11 protein-coding genes are annotated in these 19,234 nt (G+C 36.6%); 3 read left to right on the top strand and 8 right to left on the bottom strand.

From position 1 onward, the window contains the following. Positions 1-358 precede the first annotated feature (358 nt). The 3 genes from FAY30_RS01085 to FAY30_RS01075 form a co-directional block, all read right to left on the bottom strand. Entirely contained in the window at positions 359-2,095 is a 1,737-nt protein-coding gene (locus tag FAY30_RS01085; protein ID WP_149868166.1) for an ABC transporter ATP-binding protein, read from the bottom strand. Then, positions 2,092-3,834: an ABC transporter ATP-binding protein gene (locus FAY30_RS01080; protein ID WP_149868165.1), complete on the bottom strand. Its 1,743-nt coding sequence runs from the start codon at positions 3,832-3,834 to the stop codon at positions 2,092-2,094. The genes FAY30_RS01085 and FAY30_RS01080 overlap by 4 nt, the downstream gene beginning before the upstream one ends. 1,158 nt (positions 3,835-4,992) lie before the next feature. Then, positions 4,993-5,508 carry an ImmA/IrrE family metallo-endopeptidase gene (locus FAY30_RS01075; protein WP_149868164.1) on the bottom strand — a complete coding sequence of 172 codons (516 nt, stop codon included), beginning with the start codon at positions 5,506-5,508 and terminating at the stop codon, positions 4,993-4,995. Between the two features lie 289 nt (positions 5,509-5,797). Between FAY30_RS01075 and FAY30_RS01070 the strand changes: the two genes are divergently transcribed. Next, positions 5,798-11,797, top strand: coding sequence for an ATP-binding protein (locus tag FAY30_RS01070; RefSeq protein ID WP_149868163.1), 6,000 nt, complete (start codon positions 5,798-5,800; stop codon positions 11,795-11,797). Positions 11,798-12,027: 230 nt separating this feature from the next. Here the strand turns inward: FAY30_RS01070 and FAY30_RS01065 are convergent, their stop codons facing one another. The 3 genes from FAY30_RS01065 to FAY30_RS01055 form a co-directional block, all read right to left on the bottom strand. Continuing rightward, the gene (locus FAY30_RS01065) at positions 12,028-12,369 is read right to left on the bottom strand and encodes a DUF771 domain-containing protein (RefSeq protein WP_411675481.1); all 342 of its coding nucleotides are present in this window, start codon (positions 12,367-12,369) and stop codon (positions 12,028-12,030) included. Between the two features lie 112 nt (positions 12,370-12,481). Beyond that, positions 12,482-12,877: a hypothetical protein gene (locus FAY30_RS01060; RefSeq protein ID WP_149868162.1), complete on the bottom strand. Its 396-nt coding sequence runs from the start codon at positions 12,875-12,877 to the stop codon at positions 12,482-12,484. Between the two features lie 5 nt (positions 12,878-12,882). Beyond that, the gene (locus FAY30_RS01055; RefSeq protein WP_190284777.1) at positions 12,883-13,458 is read right to left on the bottom strand and encodes a TnsD family Tn7-like transposition protein; all 576 of its coding nucleotides are present in this window, start codon (positions 13,456-13,458) and stop codon (positions 12,883-12,885) included. Positions 13,459-13,855: 397 nt separating this feature from the next. On the opposite strand from FAY30_RS01055, the gene FAY30_RS01050 reads away from it, so the two are divergent. Further along, positions 13,856-15,382 carry a PucR family transcriptional regulator gene (locus FAY30_RS01050; RefSeq protein ID WP_149868160.1) on the top strand — a complete coding sequence of 509 codons (1,527 nt, stop codon included), beginning with the start codon at positions 13,856-13,858 and terminating at the stop codon, positions 15,380-15,382. Between the two features lie 159 nt (positions 15,383-15,541). On the opposite strand, the gene FAY30_RS01045 is transcribed toward FAY30_RS01050, so the two are convergent. Both FAY30_RS01045 and FAY30_RS01040 read right to left on the bottom strand, forming a co-directional pair. After that, the gene (locus tag FAY30_RS01045; protein ID WP_149868159.1) at positions 15,542-16,882 is read right to left on the bottom strand and encodes a purine-cytosine permease family protein; all 1,341 of its coding nucleotides are present in this window, start codon (positions 16,880-16,882) and stop codon (positions 15,542-15,544) included. 576 nt (positions 16,883-17,458) lie between these two features. Further along, entirely contained in the window at positions 17,459-18,271 is an 813-nt protein-coding gene (locus FAY30_RS01040) for a nitrilase-related carbon-nitrogen hydrolase (protein ID WP_149868158.1), read from the bottom strand. 280 nt (positions 18,272-18,551) lie between these two features. On the opposite strand from FAY30_RS01040, the gene FAY30_RS01035 reads away from it, so the two are divergent. Then, on the top strand, positions 18,552-19,193 hold the full coding sequence (locus FAY30_RS01035) for an aspartate/glutamate racemase family protein (RefSeq protein ID WP_149868157.1): 642 nt from the start codon (positions 18,552-18,554) through the stop codon (positions 19,191-19,193). Positions 19,194-19,234: the final 41 nt, after the last annotated feature.

Below are 19,234 nucleotides of genomic sequence, written 5' to 3'. Positions count from 1 at the left end.
TTCCTGTCGAAAATGGAACTTCGGTTTTTTCTTTCTCCGCAAACCATGACGAAAAACAGATCTTTTCGGCTCATTATACATATTTCGACAAGCATCCCCAAATTTCCGTATTAACTAAACGTTTGATTAAAATACTCCTAATCTCTTCTGCCGTTTGGCCTTTTCCCGGGAAATAGATAAAAACAATGTCGATAATTGCTCGACTATTTTTGCAAAACTTCATTTAAACTCATTATGTTATTCAGTCTGTAAATTACAATGTTCTTTTAAAAAAATCCATTTTGAAGGAAGGCTACTTCAAAATGGATTCATCCTTAATTAGGGTTGGTATCTTCGTTCTATTGCTAAGTTTTTCACTTTAGACCTGAAGAGATTTTGCTTGCATCTGATACATTTGGTTATAAATACCACCTTTTGCAAGCAACTCATCGTGAGTCCCTTGTTCTTTAATTACCCCACGCTCTAATACTAGAATACGATCGGCATTTCTAATCGTCGAAAGACGGTGGGCAATAATAAATGTTGTTCGTCCCTTCTTCAGGACATCCATTGCATGCTGGATGATTTCTTCTGTCTCTGTATCAATATTTGATGTTGCTTCATCCAAGATCAAAATCGCAGGATCGAAAGCAAGCGCCCGGGCAAATGAGATAAGCTGGCGCTGGCCTGAAGAAAGTGTACTGCCTTTTTCAATAACAGGTTCATCAATCCCCTTTTCAAGATTCTTGATAACACGTTCCGCTCCAACTGCATCCAATGCTTCTTCTACTTTTTCCCTTGAAATCTTTGGATCATTTAAACTTACATTCGACGCGATGGTTCCTGTGAATAAATAGGGATCTTGTAAAACAATCCCCATATGTTGGCGCATCGTCTGTCTTGGCACATGGGTTACGTCTACCCCATCAATAAAAATCTTCCCCTTCGATGGATCGTAGAAACGGAACAATAAGTTCATAATCGAACTCTTTCCGGAACCCGTATGGCCAACAAGTGCCACTGTTTCGCCGCGATTCGCTTCAAAAGATAGGTTTTTCAAAACATATTCATTTTCTTTATATGCAAATGATACATCATCAAAAACGACATGCCCTTCATATCTTGGCATCACTTCCTGCGATACTTCTTCCCCCGTTCGGTCCAGCACTTCAAATACTCGGTTTCCGGCAACGAGTGAGCGTTCAAGCTGTGAAAACTGATTCACGACATTCGTAATCGGATTAAATAATTTCGTTAAATAATCCACAAATGCATATAGAGTACCTGCAGACACAACCTCTGCTGTCGTGATTGATTTTGTTCCAAAATAGATAATAAAAATCGTAAACATAATGAGACGTAACGAACTCACTAGGTTAAATGAGGTTGCCGAATCCAAAAATAATAATTTTCGCCCATATGCATAATGCTTCTCATTCATTTCATCAAATTCCTTCGTCATCTGCTTTTCGCGGCGAAAGGCTTGGATGATGGTCATCCCTTGTATGGATTCATTAATCATCGCATTAATATCGGCAATTTTTGTACGGATCACTTCATTATACTGTGACGCATATTTCCGATATAAAATCATCCAAAGATAGATAATCGGAATCATGAGCAACGCAATCAGTGCCATTTTCCAATTCAAAATAAACAGAGCAACATATACACCAGCGATAGAAATGAAGCTTGTGGCAAAATTAGAAAGTACTTGCACATATAAATTTCTTACAGCTTCTGTATCGTTTGTGACACGTGCAACAATCTTTCCCGCTGGCAGTTGATCAAAATACTGAATCGGCAATGTTTGAATATGACCAAATACGTCCTGACGTAATTTCTGGACCACCCGGTTTGCACCCATTTGTAAATAAATATACATAAAATAGCGTAATATCGCTGTGGCAATTGCTAAAATAAAATATAAACAAAGCAGCCAGGCAATCGGCTCAATTTCAATTTGCCCAATGACCATATGTTCATCGATAATATATTTTGCGATGAATGGGCCGGCAAGCTCTGTAAAGACCGCGGCTGTTAAGAAGGCTAGCCCAAGGAAAATAGTTCTCTTATAAAACATTGCATATTTCGTTAATCGTTTACTAGTACTCATGCTCCGCCTCCTTCCAGCTGCTGACGGTCAAATTGTTCTTTATACCAGCCATTTTGCTTGAGAAGCTCCTCATGTGTCCCTTGCTCGGTAATTAGTCCCTCATCCAGCACGATAATTTGATCGGCGTGCTGTACACCGGATAATCGGTGGGTGGTAATAATGGTAGTCTTACCACTTCGTTCACCCTGAATGTTTTGAAGGATACGGGCCTCCGTTTTCGCATCGACTGCTGATAGTGAGTCATCAAGGATTAATATTTCCGGATCTTTAATCAGCGCACGGGCAATCGATACACGCTGCTTTTGTCCCCCGGATAAAGAAACCCCTTTTTCACCGACAAGTGTGTCAAGTCCCATCGGTAGGTTTTCTAAATCCTTTTTAAAGTAGGCAAGGCGAATGGCTTTTTGTAATTCTGCCTCCGTAGCATCTTCTTTACCAAACAATATATTTTCTCGAATCGTCCGTGAAAACAACACATGATCCTGTGGTACATAGCCGATCCAATCAAGAATCTGCTCCTTCGTTTGTGAGACGATATCGATTCCGCTAATCATTAATTGACCCTCATCAAGGGGATATTCACGCAGTAACTGTCTTAAAAATGTTGTTTTTCCCGCACCTGTTTTGCCTACAATCCCGAGTGTCTCTCCCTTTTTTAATGACAAGGAGATCTGCTGTAAATTTTTCACCTGGCTCGTTGGGTATTGAAACATCAAGTCATCGATCCCAATAGTGCTCGGTGTCGCTATGGCAACAGGATCTTTCGTGTTTTGGACGTCTGCTTCGTAATCAAGTGTTTCTTGCACACGATCAAGGGACGCATTTCCTTGCTGCATGACATTGATTAATTCGCCAATAGCAAAAATAGGCCATACGGCAAGCCCTAAATAGACATTAAATGTCACCAGCTGACCGACCGTCATCGCCTCATTTGAGACGAGAAAGGCACCATAACCAAGTGCAACAACAAAGCTAATGCCTGTGCCAACCTTTGTAATCGGTCCAAATAAAGCATTTATTTTCGCGGTATCCATATTTTTCTGGTACACTTCTTCACTCATGTCGGCAAAGGTCATTTCATCTTTTTTCTCCTGTACGTAGGCACGAATGACACGCACACCGGCGATCGATTCTAGAACACTATCATTCAATTCTCCAAATGAGTCCTGTGCTTTCATATATCGTTCATGTACAAGCTTACCTAAATACTGAATGAGCACGGCCATAATTGGTACTGGCAGCATCGCAAAGAACGTTAACTTCCATGAAATCATAAGCCCCATCGCCAAAATGATGGTACCCAAATATAAAGTGGAATCAATTAATGTCATGATTCCGAATCCAGCTGTTAACGACACAGCATTTAAATCATTTGTTGCACGTGCCATTAAGTCACCTGTACGATTTTTTTCGTAAAATGTCGGCGTCATTTTTAAAAATTGAAGCATTAATTTCCGCCGCATTAATTTTTCAAGATTAAGAGCCCCTTCAAATAAACGATACTGCCAAAAGAAATTCAAAAAATACCCAAAGACGATAATCGCCACGAATATCAGTACATATTGCCCCAATACAGCCCTAGTCATTTCACTTGCTGTTAAAATATCAATAAGGGAGCCAAGTAAATACGGTGGAATCACTTCCAACAACGTGGCAATCATTAATAAGATAATAGCAATGGAATATTGCTTCCAATGCTGTTTAAAAAACCAGCCCAATTTCCCTAATACATCAAACATTTATCCACCCCTGCTTTCTTGCTCAATCCTTGAACAATAGCTACCCGCAATCTAGCAACATACTATTACGAATCAATCTTCTTTGTTTCAACCCCATCTTCATCTACTCCTTTTTATTCAACTACACCAACAAATCCTTATCAGCCAAAAAAGATGCATACCCAAAAAGAGCATGCATCTTTAGGAAAAGTATAATAGTCCTCGACATACCTTTCATTAGTTAAGAATTTACCATTTTTTCAGGTAACAGGTATGGACAATATGCAGTTAGTAAATTTGTCATACGTAGTTGATCGCGCATTGTCCATTCCTCCTCTGTAAAAAATTGTTTAGTGTTCTTGAAGATTATCATTTTTATCGGATAATTGTCAACAGTCGGACAAGTAATAATTTAACATTTTTAATTTCACGTCAAGCTACTGTCAGTAATGAATTTCCGATTTCTTCTTCGCCTTATCCAAAAAAACCGAAGGCATACCGGATAAATACCGGAAAAAACCTTCGGATTTGGAACATTATTTTTTAGGGACACAAGGTTATTTAGCTGTCTTAATGTCGGTATCTCCCTCTCACTCTCCTCAAACCCTTGCGGTTCTAAGACCAACCCCTCTTATCTCGCCTTTTTCTTCATTCCATTATGTTATAAAGTTCTTCCCCAAAACCCCCATTTCCGCCCTCATTTTTTCGTTCTGGCTTGTATCGAATATTCAGACAATGTTAAAGAGTTGGTACCGATAATGGAGGAAAGAAACAGGAGAAAAGATTGAAAAATGATTGGAAAAACCCACGAAAAAGAACTGAAACCCTACGGGTTTATACAGTGTGGAAAACAACAGAATAGACATAAGGGAAATTCAGAAAAGATGTTTGTAACCCTTATTGAATAAGGGATTGAAGGGGTATTGAACAAAAGAAAAAGGACTGGATCATATTGAATCCAGCCCCGAATTTTGATTGATTTTTGTTTGAAAAAACCGTTTGAATAACGATTGAATACATATTTGTTGATAGCTGCTCTTCCCGCTTCCTTTGCCGTTTGGATACCAACTATTTAGCATTGGGTACCGACTTTTTAGCGTGGAAACCAACTTTTTAGCAGGGAGATATAATAGATAAAAGAATAATGATTTAAGAAGTTAAATGGAAAGTAAGAACTTTTTACTTCCTGACATATTTTTTGGCAAAATTTATACCGAACTGGTTAGCCTCTTTCTCCAATTCATCTTCATCGTAAATATTATCACTGGTATCCATATTTTCACCTCGGTTATGTTGTAAAGCATGACAATACTCATGTGCTACAACATCTGCTATAACAGATTCAAAAAGTTTTTGTTCTGGGATAGCTCTTTCAGTGAAGGACGGGAGTTCTTTTAACACACGGTATAAAATAGAACCAGCAAATATGTAGATGGTTTTATTTTTTGAGCGATAATATGCCTCAATGACTCTTAGCTCATCCTCATTTTCCCCTGTTTTCACCTTACCTTTTTTTACACCCTTAACATATGAAAAACTTACTTTTAACTTATGCTCCTTTTTTAATTTTACTATTACATCTTTTACAATATCCTTCCAATTTCCAGGGTAGTTTGGATTCCAAGGATGTTCCCCTTCAGGAGCATTCTCTACTTCTCCTATTAAATTGAGCCTTTTATTCTCATCGTCTATCACCTTATAACCACCACCATTGATTTTATTAACTAATTATATAAGCAAAAAATAATCAAAGCGAAATTAAATGCCTCTAAGCTAAGAAAATATAACTTCACCTTTTTTTAGGTAACTGTACTTTATTTTAAGAAAAGTTTTTTTGCCATGGAACTTTACTACATGAACCTAATCTTTACTCTTTATAGAGATGGGAAAAGTATAGAATGATATACTATATCTAAGATTATCTAAATTATTAAATATATTAAAGTCCGGTAAATACAGGATATTTTATAATAGGAGGATTATCATGAGCAAACCTTACAATCCCACTGCCGGAAGCGGTGATCCTTATTGGTATGAATGGTCTATCGGCTTATTATACATACTCGATATGATTAATCCAGACAATAACATACAATCTGTTACCCTTCAATCAAATAAAGCCCAAGGTCTGGATGATGTTGTTGTAAAATATAAGGACAACACAACTAAATGTGTACAAATAAAACATTCTCGTACAGGTAACACTATTACCTTCGGAGATATGGTGTCCTCTAGTGAGAATAAGAAGTCCCTCCTAAAAACCCTTTCTATCGCATGGAAAGAGGCAAAAGAGGAATTTGGAAATTCCCTACCTATTTTATATACAAACCGAAAGTCTAGTATAAGATCAACAACTGTGAAGTTAAATGAGGAAAAAGAATATCTAAGACCTCCACTTATTCAATTTTGGAATACTATTAAAGGAGAAGCAGAATCAAAAGATTCGATTGACGAAATCAAGATATGTGATAAATGGAATGAAGCATGGAAAATCTGGTTACAAGAATTAGCTGAGTTAAACGTTCAGGAGAAACTAGAATTTTTAAAAGCCCTTACAATTGAAACAGACCAATCAGATCTTGAAGAAGTTGAAAGAGAAATAATAAGTAAGATTGCTCTAACCTTTTCTATAAATGAAAACAAAGCAATCCCTATTAAAAATGCTTTAGACTCTGCTTTACGTAAATGGGCAACTACCCTTCGTGGAAAAACAGAGGAAATTAATAGAGAAGAAGTTTTTCAAACCCTAAGTTTTTCTTCCCGAGAGGTGGTGGGAGAGCATAACCTAAAACCACCTTATCCCTTTTTCAAAAGTAGACAAGAATTCTTAGAGAACTTGGAAACCTATTTAATAGAAGGTGAAAAACAGATTGTTTTTTTATCCGGGAACCCCGGGGAAGGAAAAACAAGCATTGTCAGCTCACTAGCTAATAGGAGGAACAGTTTAATAGACCTTCGATTCCATGCTTATAAACCAATTACTCCTGAATCTCCAATTTTACCTGCTGATGCGGGTAAAACAACAACTGCTCGAGCATTATGGGGAGATTTACTCTCTCAATTACGAACTATTTTTAAAGGGCGTCTATCTGAATTTGAAGTACCCATCTTTAATGATTTAATGACAACTGAAGAATTAAGGAGTAATGTTATACGTTTATCTCAAATTAATGGGAAATTAAAAGGTAGACCAACCGTTATCGCTATAGATGGGATTGATCATGCAGCAAGAGCTGGAATAGATAACGAAACATTTTTAAGTACCTTGCTTCCTCCAGAAGAAGTACCTAAAGAGCTACGGTTTCTCATTGTTGGACAACCACCTGAAGGATATTCAAAGTATCCTATTTGGCTTAAAGACAATAGAGATGATATCTCCGTTTGGAAGATAGAGGGAATAAAAAAAGAAGATATTTTTAATCTACTAAAGAACTCTATTAATTTGAATGAGGAACATTTACTCCCTGCTACTAATTTAGTCTCTAGTATTGTGGATGGGAATACTCTTTCAACAATCTTTGCTGTGCACGAAGCTAAAGAGCTTAGAAATGTCGAGGAACTTCAAAAGGTGCTTACCGAAAGGAAGTTACATAATGGAATTTCTAGTTACTATCAGTCAATTTGGAATTCCGCTATATCCCAAATAAACAATCTTCCACCATTTTTAGATACACGTATTGCTGGTTGCCTTTCTATAACCAGTGAGCGATTAAACGGATCCGACCTGTCCGAAATCTTTAAAGAATACGGCTATCCTAAAACCGTGTGGGGAGACTTTTTAAGAAAATTACGACCACTCATTATTGAAGAACACGATGGATTTAGGGTTGCACATAACGATGTTCGAGTTCATCTAATGAGGGAAATTAACACTGAACCAACACAGTTGAGAGAAGTTGCAAGTAATATGGCGGATTATTACTGGACTGATAAAAACAAAGCCCTTGTCCGACATAGTAGTTTATTTGATTTACTGAAATTAAGTAATAGAGAAAGCGAACAAATAAAATTGTATACTCCTGAATACGTTATGGAAGGAGTTGCACTAAGAAGACCTTTAAAGGAATTACAAAGTCAATGTAAAAGCGTCATTATAAATCTGCCGAAATTAGCAGATTGGGAAAGCCTTCATACTTTTTCTCTAGCATGTACAACCCTAAACCAATTCCAAAAAGTCTCGGAGTGGTCAGGGGAAAATCTTGAATATATTGAGGAACTTCCTCCACTTTTATCAACTGAAGGTAGTGTATTAAACATAAATGATTGGGATTTAGATAAGGTTTATGCAGTTGTTCAGGACGCTAAAAGGTTAATTTCTGAAAATGAGCTATCCAGAGCAAAGGGGTTAATGAGTCGATGGTTTTCTGATATAACCCCATTTGACCTTATTTCAATAATTGGAGAAGAGAACCTCATTCGTGGTGTAAATAAATCACTAAGCGATAAGGCAAATAACTTTTTCGAAGATTTTGGCATAGTATGCCAACACACTGGTCTATTGTTTGACAATAACTCTCAAGAGGAGAAATCTAACAAACTGGTTAATAACTGTTTTTCATCGTTTTATGGTAGTTACATTACCGAAGCTGTAAATGTAGGTGGAACACTCCGGTTTATAAGATCTTTAAAAAAGGCTCAGACTTTATACTATTCTGATCTTGAAAGTTGGTTAATAAAGTTAGCCAAAAATAGAAGATGGCTAGAGGTTTCTTTATTATTGCATAAAATTAAAGAAACAGATAGCTTACCAGTTTCCTTTAAAGTCACCGCTGGTTTTTGCTCTATATTTGCTGGCTATAAAGACCTTAATGAAAAATGGAGTAATTCAATCATTGAATCTGGATTTGAATTTTTAACAAACTATGATGAAAACAATTATGAAAAACGCCCCGTTTTATACGCAATGGTTAGTTTTATTCTTGGTTGGGGAAAAGCAGAAAGAGAAACAGGAGGCATTTCTCAAGATGGAGTAAATCATTATTTTAGAAATAGTAATCATGAAAAAGGGAGAGAACATTTGCTTGTTCTCCTTAATGCGTCAGCCATGATAGGAAAGTGGATGAGATTCTTATTTAAAAAGAACAATTCTGATTATACCAATGTTTTTTCTATCAAATATGTTATTCAAGTTTTAAACGCTCTTTTAAAACATCGTCACCCTAATGAACAACTGTCTTTCAATCATTTTAATTTAACAAGCTCATTAATAGAATTAATTATTGAATGTTGTAAACAAGCTGGAGACGTATACGAGAGATCTTGTTACAGCTTTATAAAAGAATACTGTAGCGAGAAATTCCCTGTCAATTTCATGCTTAAATTAGGGTGGAAATATCTTGAACAGCACGGCGACCGGGAATTGTTAGAAAAATGGTTTGATCACTGGGTTGGACCTAATGGTATGGCTTGGCATGAGGATGTTTCATTCCGATTAGAAATCGTAAATGAACTTACAGTTTTAGCAAATAACTCAGGTATGTCTACGTTAGTTGAACAAGCTCTTTTACTCAGAGATTGGGGGCTAATTAGCTATACTGGGCATAAAGAATATATTTTCAATGAACTACTTCCCTGGTTTAATGAACTTTCTAAAGCTAAACCTAACAGTTGGGAAGTTGAAGGTAAAAAACTCCTTGAAATATCTCAAGAGGCTTCAAAAGTCGGTGATAACCGCATGGAGTCAAGTTTATTAAATGAAGTAGCAATTGCTATTGCTGTTTCAGGCCCTTGTGATATGTGGCGTTTTTACAATGCAGAAAACTTAACCGACAACATATTAAACCATCCACATATCCTTATGGATGGAATTATTGGTATGCTAGAGGTTTATAATGTGACTGAAAAAGAGGCCATGATTCTTTGGTCATTAGGAATCGGGACATTAAACTGGCAGAACGAGATAGATAGAATATACCTCGATGATTTAAAAGAGGCTTTGATTCTTGCATCACAACGCTCGGGAATTCATGATATATCAAACGGGTTGGAAGGACTCGGAAAATCCGAATTTTACTCGTATGGTAGTAGGGTAAAATATAGAGTACCAGCTAGATGGTTTTTTACAAATAGTGTCGATAGTAGTACAGAATGGCTAGAACTTAAAGAAACCTTGGAGACAGAAGACCTTGGATCAGCCATAACGTTTTTACAGGATTATAAAAACAATGCTACTAACAGAGAGCAATATGTATGGAAAGGTTATGCTTGTATTTGTAATAGGCTTGAAAAGGAAAAGCCCTTGGATTTCCTATTACACCTGAATCAATTAAAAGCTATTATTACTAACAGTCAAATAGGCTGGTCCACAGATGACACTTTATTAGGCTTTAATACTATTGCACCAATGCTTCAAGAAAGTGAAAAATGGTCAGTTATCCATGGTATTCTAAATAATATTGATTTTAATAATAGTTATTGGATTACACCGCTTTCTGAAATTTTAAATGGATTTTGTTTTTATCAATCGAAACTAGGTGGTACAGATACCCTCCAGCACAGATTTAACAGAATTCTTGAAACACATTTACTTTGGATAAATGGTAATGGGTTTCTTCCAAAAGCTGATTCTATCATTTTGCCAGATGCAGTGGATGAATACCCACTATCGTGGAAAGAGTTTGCACTTAAATACTTCTTGGAAATTCTCCAGTCAAATAATTCATCTCGAATTGAATTAGCTTTAAGAGGTATTTGGGCACTTATTCAAACTTCTCCTGACGGAACTAAAGAATGCTTGGATAAAATCCAAGAGGCGGATAACCGAATTAAAGAATGGATGCTTATAATTGCGGAACGAGTCGCAACATCTATACCTGAAAACTTTAATTATTTTTCAGAGTTTGTAAAACGTTGTTATGAAAGTGATGCACTTAATTTGAAATTCCAAGCACTTGCTGTTTATTATGCTTTAAACAGATCCACAGGGGATAATATACCAGAGTTACAGTTTAGTGAACACTCAAGCAACTCTTTATTAAAGCAACTAGACGAAAATGGTCCAAGATTAATGCAAATTCCGAGCATTAAACAAGGAGCATTCTATTCAATTAATGGTAAAGATTTTGTTAGGAGTTCACTAGCTTTTATAGAAGAAGCAACAAAAGACGATGTGTTGGATATTGAAAAAAAATTAGTTAATTACTTAAAAGTATCTCCCGAAATTGATAGTAACTTTAAGAAAGTAAAAATGAACAGCGGAGAAGTTCAACTTGTTCATGTTCCTGAAAAATACAAACTTATGGATGTACTTTACCATGAAGTTTCACTTGGTAGATGGTATGGTATACCACCTTTACGATTTGCTCAAGCCATAACACCAGGAGATGATCCGTTCATTCTCTTGGATACACCTACCCCAGCAGATGATATAGAAGTGTGGCCTATTGATGAGAAATTAGATAAATTAATTGAGGGAGATAAAGAGCACCTCAAAAATTGTTTTTTAGAAAATATTAATGCTGGAATTAGCGAAGACGAGATAGTAATTGGTGCAGTCCTATTCACTTACAGCTACAGCAATGATGTCATATTCCACTTTGATCTTACTTTATTTGAAGAAGATATAATAAAAGGAAGGAATGGTGGAAGTAGAGTTTTTAATGGCCGCTCATTTGGATTTTATGAAGATTTACGCTTTGATCCATATAGGGAGCATAACAATACGTTAGCTCAAATGACTTATCAAACCGGCGGCATCTCTTACTTTAGTAACCAAACATTTTCAGTATATCCCAGCCTACTCTGGTCAGATTTATTTGCATGGGAACCATCAAAAAACAATCCAAAAGTATGGTTACATCAGGATAAAGTAGTAGTAAGACATGATTATATTCATGGGCCATATAGAGAATTGTATCACGGAAGATTAGATAGGCAACCCATTCTGCAAAGGTGGGTTTGCAACAAAACTATTTTCGAACAGACATTGAAAGAACAAAATATAGTAAATCAACCCTTTTCAAGTATTAAAATAAATGAACAGTAATTAAAAGGGAAGGATAAATGTAAGCATCAAGTAGTCCCCGTCTCTTTAATAGGCGGGGATTTATTTATCTAACCGCTTCAAAAAAGACGCAATCCCCAAAAATCATGTACGTACAAATTTGATTTTACTGATGTTAATTAGAAATTCCTGCTCTGTTTGTAAACAAAAGTAGAGTCGCTATAACGACCCTATTGCACTCAATCGCCCATTTCCTTCACACTTTAATGGGCTTATTTTTTTGTATTAATTACAGAGCTAAAGATCCTATTAAAATTAATATCTAAAAATGCAGCCATTTTAGTAGCCTGAAAAGCCCAATGTTGCCCCTTTGTTTCGGGATAATAAACAAATCCCCCGTTATCTATATCAAGTATCTTTCTGAACCTTTCAGGATATAGAATATTCTCTTTTATCCATTCCGACTTTTTATTGGTACGCTTTTCGAGTTCCCTCATATTCCAGTACACACCTGATAGCTCATTCAGTTTTAATTCGTCATACTCAACCCTTGTAAGAAGAACCATGTCCTCTGGTATTGTAATTACAACTTCTGCTTTTATTCTTTGCAAGATCTAACCACCCTATATATGTTTTAGAAGTAACTCTCTTAATTTTTTTTGCATCCGCAACTGCAGTAGATACTTCACAAATTTAAAAGTTTCTACACTAAGGAATATCAGTGAATCATTCACTTATTAGAGGATTTTTAGGAAATACGTGATGTAAACCTCCATCCTCATTAATCACCAAAATATGTAATTGGAATTTTTCTCTCACCCATGGCTTTATTTGTTCAACCTGTCGTAAATATGATGGAATATTTGGAATGGCTATACCATAATTTGCATTTGGATCATCCATTCGTTGTATTAGTTGTCCTAGCCCTGTTCGAAAATCAAGTCCTACATTTCCCGTCAACCCCTTAGCTTCAACTCTCCATTTTTCCCGAGTTTCCATGTGGACTCCTGCATAATCTGTATAGGAAATTGACTCCTTGATAAATCCCTTTTTATCAAAATAGGATTCAATGGTATTTTGCACAAAGCCTTCGTTAGGAAATTCCATTCCGTTCTTGTACATTCATTTCAGTCCCCTTCAATATCTTTTAAATCCTTCTCCCGTTTTAAGAAATCAAAAATATCCTCATAAAACTCCTTTTTAATGGCTGCTATTCTTAGAACCTTCCATTCTTTAATCACTTCTCCCTTCTCTTTCATTTCGCTAATTACATACTTTACCCTTCTTAATCGGAACTCCTTCTCTGATTCAGAAACTTGTTCAATGAACACCTTTGTTTCCGGCAACTTATCCAAATGGTTTTCCAATAGGGCTCTTTCTCCAATGCGATCTCCAAGTGTCTTTACTGTAATTCTTATGGGTTTTCCGCTTTTATTATTTATATCCTCAACCACCTTATGGATCTTCTTTAATACTTCTTGATCTCTTTCCAACCAATTAACACGGTTATTTATAGTTTCAATCTTTTGCCGTTCTGGTGAATTTAAGTTCAGCCAATTTCTATCGTTCCTATATAAGAAGGCGTACACCGCTGGTTCTTTCTCCCTTAATTGGGTTTTCGATAGGTTGGGATATTTCTTTTGCAACTGCATCCATTCACTACGATGTTTATTTACCAAATCATTATCTTTATGAACTTCCATTTTCTGCGCAAAAAAAGTTCTATCAACCTTTGACAAGATCGGGGCGGTGACCACAGGCACCCAAATTAGAAGGACGTAGTTTGTTACCTCCCTACGCATTGGATATGCTAGTTATCTGAATCGGCAAATTGACGACAGGAGACCTTCACTCCATTAGTTTCTCAGCCTTGACGACTGCTCCACCTTAATCGTTCGCTCTACCAGGAACTGGAATTATCTGCACTGGCTGGCGGAAATCACACCCGTTTATATGCTTCGCCCTTGAACGACCACTCTGCCTGGTGCCCTATATTGTAGGTTTTCAGTAATTTTTGATTATTAAAATAATTTTGGGAAAAAAAATTAATATGTGTTAAACTGTTATAAAGTTTAGCTTTCATGGAAATAGGTGGATAAGGTGAATTCGACAGGTATTACTTTGAAGGAGTTACTCCGTCTTCCAGTATTAAAGGATGCTAAGGTAATTTCAGGAGAAAAAGGTTTAAATCGGGTTGTTCGTTACATTGATATCATGGAGGTGCCGGATATTAGCGGGTGGCTGAGGGAAGGGCTACTCTTACTTTCAACGGCTTATGCTATGCGTAATGAACCTTCCTTGCTTCCAAAATTGGTTAAGCAATTAGCTGAGGCCAATGCGGCTGCATTAGCTATTAAGCCGGAGCGATTCCTGCATGAAGTGCCATCAACGATGATTCAGATGAGCAATGCCTTTGATTTACCAATTATCCAGCTTCCAAAAGGAATTCCCTACATTGAAATTACCCAGAGCGTTATGGAATTAGTCATCGATAGACAATCCTCCCTACTTAGAAAGTCGGAAGAGATTTATAAAAATTTAACCACAATGGTTTTGGAAAACATGGGTATTCAATCAGTAGCAGATAATATTTCCGAATTGCTTCAGTCATCCATTTGGTTAATTGACAATACAGGAGATATCATTGTCTCCTCTCCAGTAAATGCTTTTGATGGTTCCTCCCCTAACCCTCGTTATTGGGGGATTAGAGTGGATAAGGAGATAGTAGGAAAACTCATAGTAGATAAAGAAGAACTAGGAGAACTAGACATTATATGTATTGAACAAGCCCGTCTTGTATTTGCATTAGAATTAATGAGAAGAAAAACAGCTTTAGATACTGAAAAAAAACTGCGTGGGAATTTTATTGATGATTTGTTATCAGGGCTCCCCTTGTCAAAACAGGAGATTATAACGGAGGGAAATCAATTGGGGTTAGATCCGGAGGCATGGTGGGAAATTGCCATCATAGAAGGGAAAGGTGAAGATGTTTCTAACCTTGTTGACCGTTTAAATAGATTCATATCGGAGGAATCCAAAACTCACCATATTAAGTCTTACCTTCATTGGCAAGGTAGCCGTTTAGTTTTATTGCTTGGTTCACCTAACAAAGGAAATATATCTTCCCATTCCCATAGAAAAACTAATTTTTGGATTGAAAAACTGGAATCCTTACTAGGTAATAATAAAGAAATTCATATTGGTTTTGGGAAGAAGACACTTTTATGGGAAGTGCAACGAAGTTATTTGGAAGCCAAAAAGGCAATTATTTTTGGATCAACAATGGATAATATCAAACAAGTATTTTCATTCGAAGAAATAGAGTTGTTCGATTTATTAATGGAAGCATCCGAATCGGTTGACATCGACAAGTTTGTCCAGAAAAAGCTTGAAAATCTTTATCGGTATGACCAAGAGAATAGTACAGAATTTATGAAAACCCTCTATTGTTATATTTATACGAATGGGAGTTTAAAGGAATCAGGGAAACATCTTTTTTTACACCGTAACTCTGTTAAATACCGAATGGATAAAATCAGAGAATTATTTGATATAGATCTTGATGATACCCGTGAAAGATTAGTCTATTTCTTTTGTTTAATATATTTTTTGCTGAAAAATAGGTAATATAAAGGATATTTCTGCTCTTAGCATATAGGACTTTGTTAAGGGTGGAAACTCCACCTACTTTTGTGCTCCTACTATTGTATATTACAAGCAAAAAGAGAACCGGGTAGTTTACCCAGTTCTTTTGGTATTTTATAATAGCATCACTGGTGTTTCGACTTAGGATAAAGATTTGACATTTCCATAAAGCCCGGTAATACTCTGTCTGTTTTTCAAAAAGAGGATTCCTCCTAAATAATAGAGGACCCCAGCAACAATTAAAGCATTGAGTGAAGCAATACCCCAGGTAATATATTGACCAGCCAATGCACCACCAATCCATGCTACAAAACCAACAGGATTCCATTGTTCTGTTACACTTGGTAAAACTCCTTTTTCACGTGATTCGTCAAGCAGTTGCCGTTGTCGTCGCAGGACAAAATAATCAACGAGCATAATGCTAGCAACTGGAGGAATAAATACACTAAGTAATGTTAAAAATCCAATAAAATGGTCTAAAATTCCCATTGCTGAAAAGACAACACCCAGACCTCCAACAACCAGGGTAGTTTTTTTTCTGCTTACTTTTCGACCGGTTAAAACCTCAACTGAGTTAACTACTCCCAATGTACAATTATATAAATTCCAATCGTTAATCTTTACAGTGGACGCAATTAATATTACTGTACCTAAAACTCCACTAGTAGTTAAAATAATGCTAATCACATCAGCTGTTTTTAACGCATGAGCAAGCAGAACCCCGATAAGTGCAACTGTATACTCTCCTAAAGTGACACCAATAACGGTCTGTTTAATTACATCTCCAAAAGTACGATTGAATCGAGTCATATCCGGTGTAACAGCCCCACCTACGATAAAAGACCCTGCAACCAATGTTGCACCCGCCGTAATGCTTAAATGAGGTCCTGGAGCTGAACTTGCCATCAATTGGCCTAAAGAATGACCTGACAAAGCTTGTGCAATAGAGTAGAAGCAAACAACCAAGAATAGCGGTACAGTTACGTATGCAATTAACCCCATCGAAGCAACACCGAAATAAACAATTCCTATGACAATAGCCCCAGAGATAATGCACCATGCCCAAAATGGAAGCACGCCAATCAATTGCTCAAGGCCTGAAGCAAATACTGCATTTTGTACGCCAAACCAGCCAACATTTGAAACTCCAATTATGATCCCTAAGATCCCCGAACCGAGATACCCAAAACCTGTCCAACGTGACAACAAAGATGTCTGTAATCCTTCTTTCATTCCAAGATATCCAATAAAAATCATAACAAATTCGAGGATCACAGCGCCTAATGTTATTGCCCAAAATGCATCCCAAAAGGTCATTCCAAAGCCAAGCGTAGCACCGAGAAGAAACTGGGATAATGCTGACATTTGTCCAAATCGGATCACAGTGATCGTCAACCAATTATACCTTTTTTCATAGGGGACCCGCTCAGATGCAAAATCATCTTGCTGGTCAACCTTTTGTTGCTCAGAAACTTTGCCCATTTTAATTCCCCCTATATGGTTTATTAAGATTCGTTGTTCAATATAGTGCTGTTTTCAAAATTTACCAACAATTATCTATTCTAACAACGAAAGACTTCTAATGTAAAAATATATCCCCCCCTTTTTGTTTGTCATACCACAAATTGATGGTGAAGTTGTTGGCATCCACCATAAGTTTCGTTACGACTATACAAATTGTCGTAAATTACAGAATACTTAATCTAAGTCTATAAGTAGGAATATTAATAAACAATGTCCTTGCCAACTAAAAAAAAGGAGTAATATTGTGCTTGCGGTACAATGAAACACGACATGAGTTCAATTAACTTAATAGGCAAGGAATGAAACTATTCATAATGAAGTTATAGTAATAAAATATCAATAATATCTCTGTTTAATTCTATTTTAGTAATGTGGAAAATTTCAGCTCCCAAAAATACGTATATACAACCTCTTGCAGTTAAAATATATTGCCAATTTCCAGCTTAAGAAGAACAAAAAGGAACCGGCAAAAAACATTTCGTTTTTTACCAGTTCCTTTATTGATTTGAGCAATACTCAGACAACTTTATTTAATCAAACCAGGCCTTTAAAAGTATGAACCTGTCTATCTCGTAAAAAGGGAACTTCCTGGCGTACTTCTGCTACATCATCTAAATTAATTTCAATTGTTTGCATTTCTTCTTTATCGAGATTGCCCTCCAATAAAAGTTTTCCTCTAGGGTTTACAAGTTTATTATTTCCATATAAATGGTGGCCATTTTCATGATAAACCAGATTTGTAGCTGCAACAAAACATGCATTTTCCAGCGATCTTGATAAAAAATAAATATCCCATAGATCCTTATCATGATACGGAAAGGCGGATGGACAAACAATTAGTTCTGCCCCATTTAAAGCATGGATTCTGGCGATTTCCGGGAAACCGCCATCGTAACAAATCATTATTCCGACTTTACCAAAATCAAATGAAAAGACCGCTTGTTCATCCCCAGATATAAAATAGTTTTTCTCACCTGCCCATAAATGTGTTTTATGGTATACTCCGATGATCTCACCCTCCCGGCTAATCGCAACAGCCGAGTTATAGGTTATTCCGGGCATTTTACTCTTAAAGGCCACAGGTAAAATTAAGTTAATATGCTTTGCCCTGGCAACATCACAAAAATCCTTTAAGATGGCAGAGTCTTCATCTACTGCAAGACGAAAGTAATCTTTACCTAATTTCCCCAAGTCATATCCACTTAAAAACAGCTCTGGAAAGACAACTAAATCGCTTTTTTGTTTTGTAGCAGCTTCTTCTATAAAATTTGCTGCCTTTTTGTAATTAGCTTTGACATCTCCAATAATACTCTCAAATTGTACTAGACTTACCCGTATGTTTCGCATAAAAATTACCTCTCCTTCTCATTAAAATTGACTGGTATTAGGTTAAACAACAAAATACTCCAGCAAATACTAGTAATTTGAAATATATTATTGCATAGCTTTCTCATTCTGTACACAAGGTACTCCTTACTCTTTTACCTTTGTACTTAAAGCACAAAATTCAAGTCTTTTTTTGGTGTTGTAGGACGTGTTCGTTTTATGAAATATATTTTAAAATTTTAATATTCAATAGTTTTTATGTCTTGGAAAATTTTAATTTCCTCGTAAAAGGAGAGATTTGATGATTGGGGTTATCAGGGTTTTTACGACTGAGGACGAGAAAATTTTAAATCACCATGGGGAGATTATTTCCGAACGCTATGGTGTATCGACTGTCAGTAAGTGCATTACAGATCAGCCATATGGAGTATTTAATGATGAAACAGAAAAGACAGCAGTTCCGAAAATCATCCAGCTTGGTAAAAAGATGGAGCAAGAAGGTTGTAAGGTTTTGGTTATTAGCTGTGCTGCTGACCCTGCGATCGAGGAACTTAGAAAGGAAGTTACCATTCCAGTTATAGGTGCTGGAAGTGCAGCTGCACTGAGCGCATTAGCAATTGGACAATCTGTAGGTGTTTTAGGAATAACAGATGAGGTTCCTCTTGCCATAAAAAAACTTTTAGGAGAATTATTGATTAGCTACCAAAAGGTACAGGGAATTGGCAATACAACTGATCTGCTGACCCCAAGCGGGCGTCAACAAGGAGTTGCTGCTGCAAAGGATTTTGTAGATCGAGGGGCGAAAGTCATTTTGTTTGCATGCACTGGATTCTCTACTATAGGGCTGTCTAATTTGATTAGACAGGACTTACCAGTACCGATTATTGACGCTGTAGACGCGGCGGGATTATTTGCATCCGCATTTTATTCGGATCAGTCCTAAAGATCAGTTCATTTAATGGACAAATTAGAACCAGCAAAATG

Source organism: Bacillus sp. S3 (assembly GCF_005154805.1).
Lineage (GTDB): Bacteria > Bacillota > Bacilli > Bacillales > Cytobacillaceae > Neobacillus.
This window is presented reverse-complemented; position numbering and strand designations above follow the sequence as displayed.

Coding starts and splice junctions, on each gene's coding strand:
- FAY30_RS01055 (WP_190284777.1), bottom strand. CDS start 13,458: ATGGAAGTTCATAAAGATAATGATTTGGTAAATAAACATCGTAGTGAA.
- FAY30_RS01070 (WP_149868163.1), top strand. CDS start 5,798: ATGAGCAAACCTTACAATCCCACTGCCGGAAGCGGTGATCCTTATTGG.
- FAY30_RS01080 (WP_149868165.1), bottom strand. CDS start 3,834: ATGTTTGATGTATTAGGGAAATTGGGCTGGTTTTTTAAACAGCATTGG.
- FAY30_RS01045 (WP_149868159.1), bottom strand. CDS start 16,882: ATGGGCAAAGTTTCTGAGCAACAAAAGGTTGACCAGCAAGATGATTTT.
- FAY30_RS01035 (WP_149868157.1), top strand. CDS start 18,552: ATGATTGGGGTTATCAGGGTTTTTACGACTGAGGACGAGAAAATTTTA.
- FAY30_RS01040 (WP_149868158.1), bottom strand. CDS start 18,271: ATGCGAAACATACGGGTAAGTCTAGTACAATTTGAGAGTATTATTGGA.
- FAY30_RS01085 (WP_149868166.1), bottom strand. CDS start 2,095: ATGAGTACTAGTAAACGATTAACGAAATATGCAATGTTTTATAAGAGA.
- FAY30_RS01060 (WP_149868162.1), bottom strand. CDS start 12,877: ATGTACAAGAACGGAATGGAATTTCCTAACGAAGGCTTTGTGCAAAAT.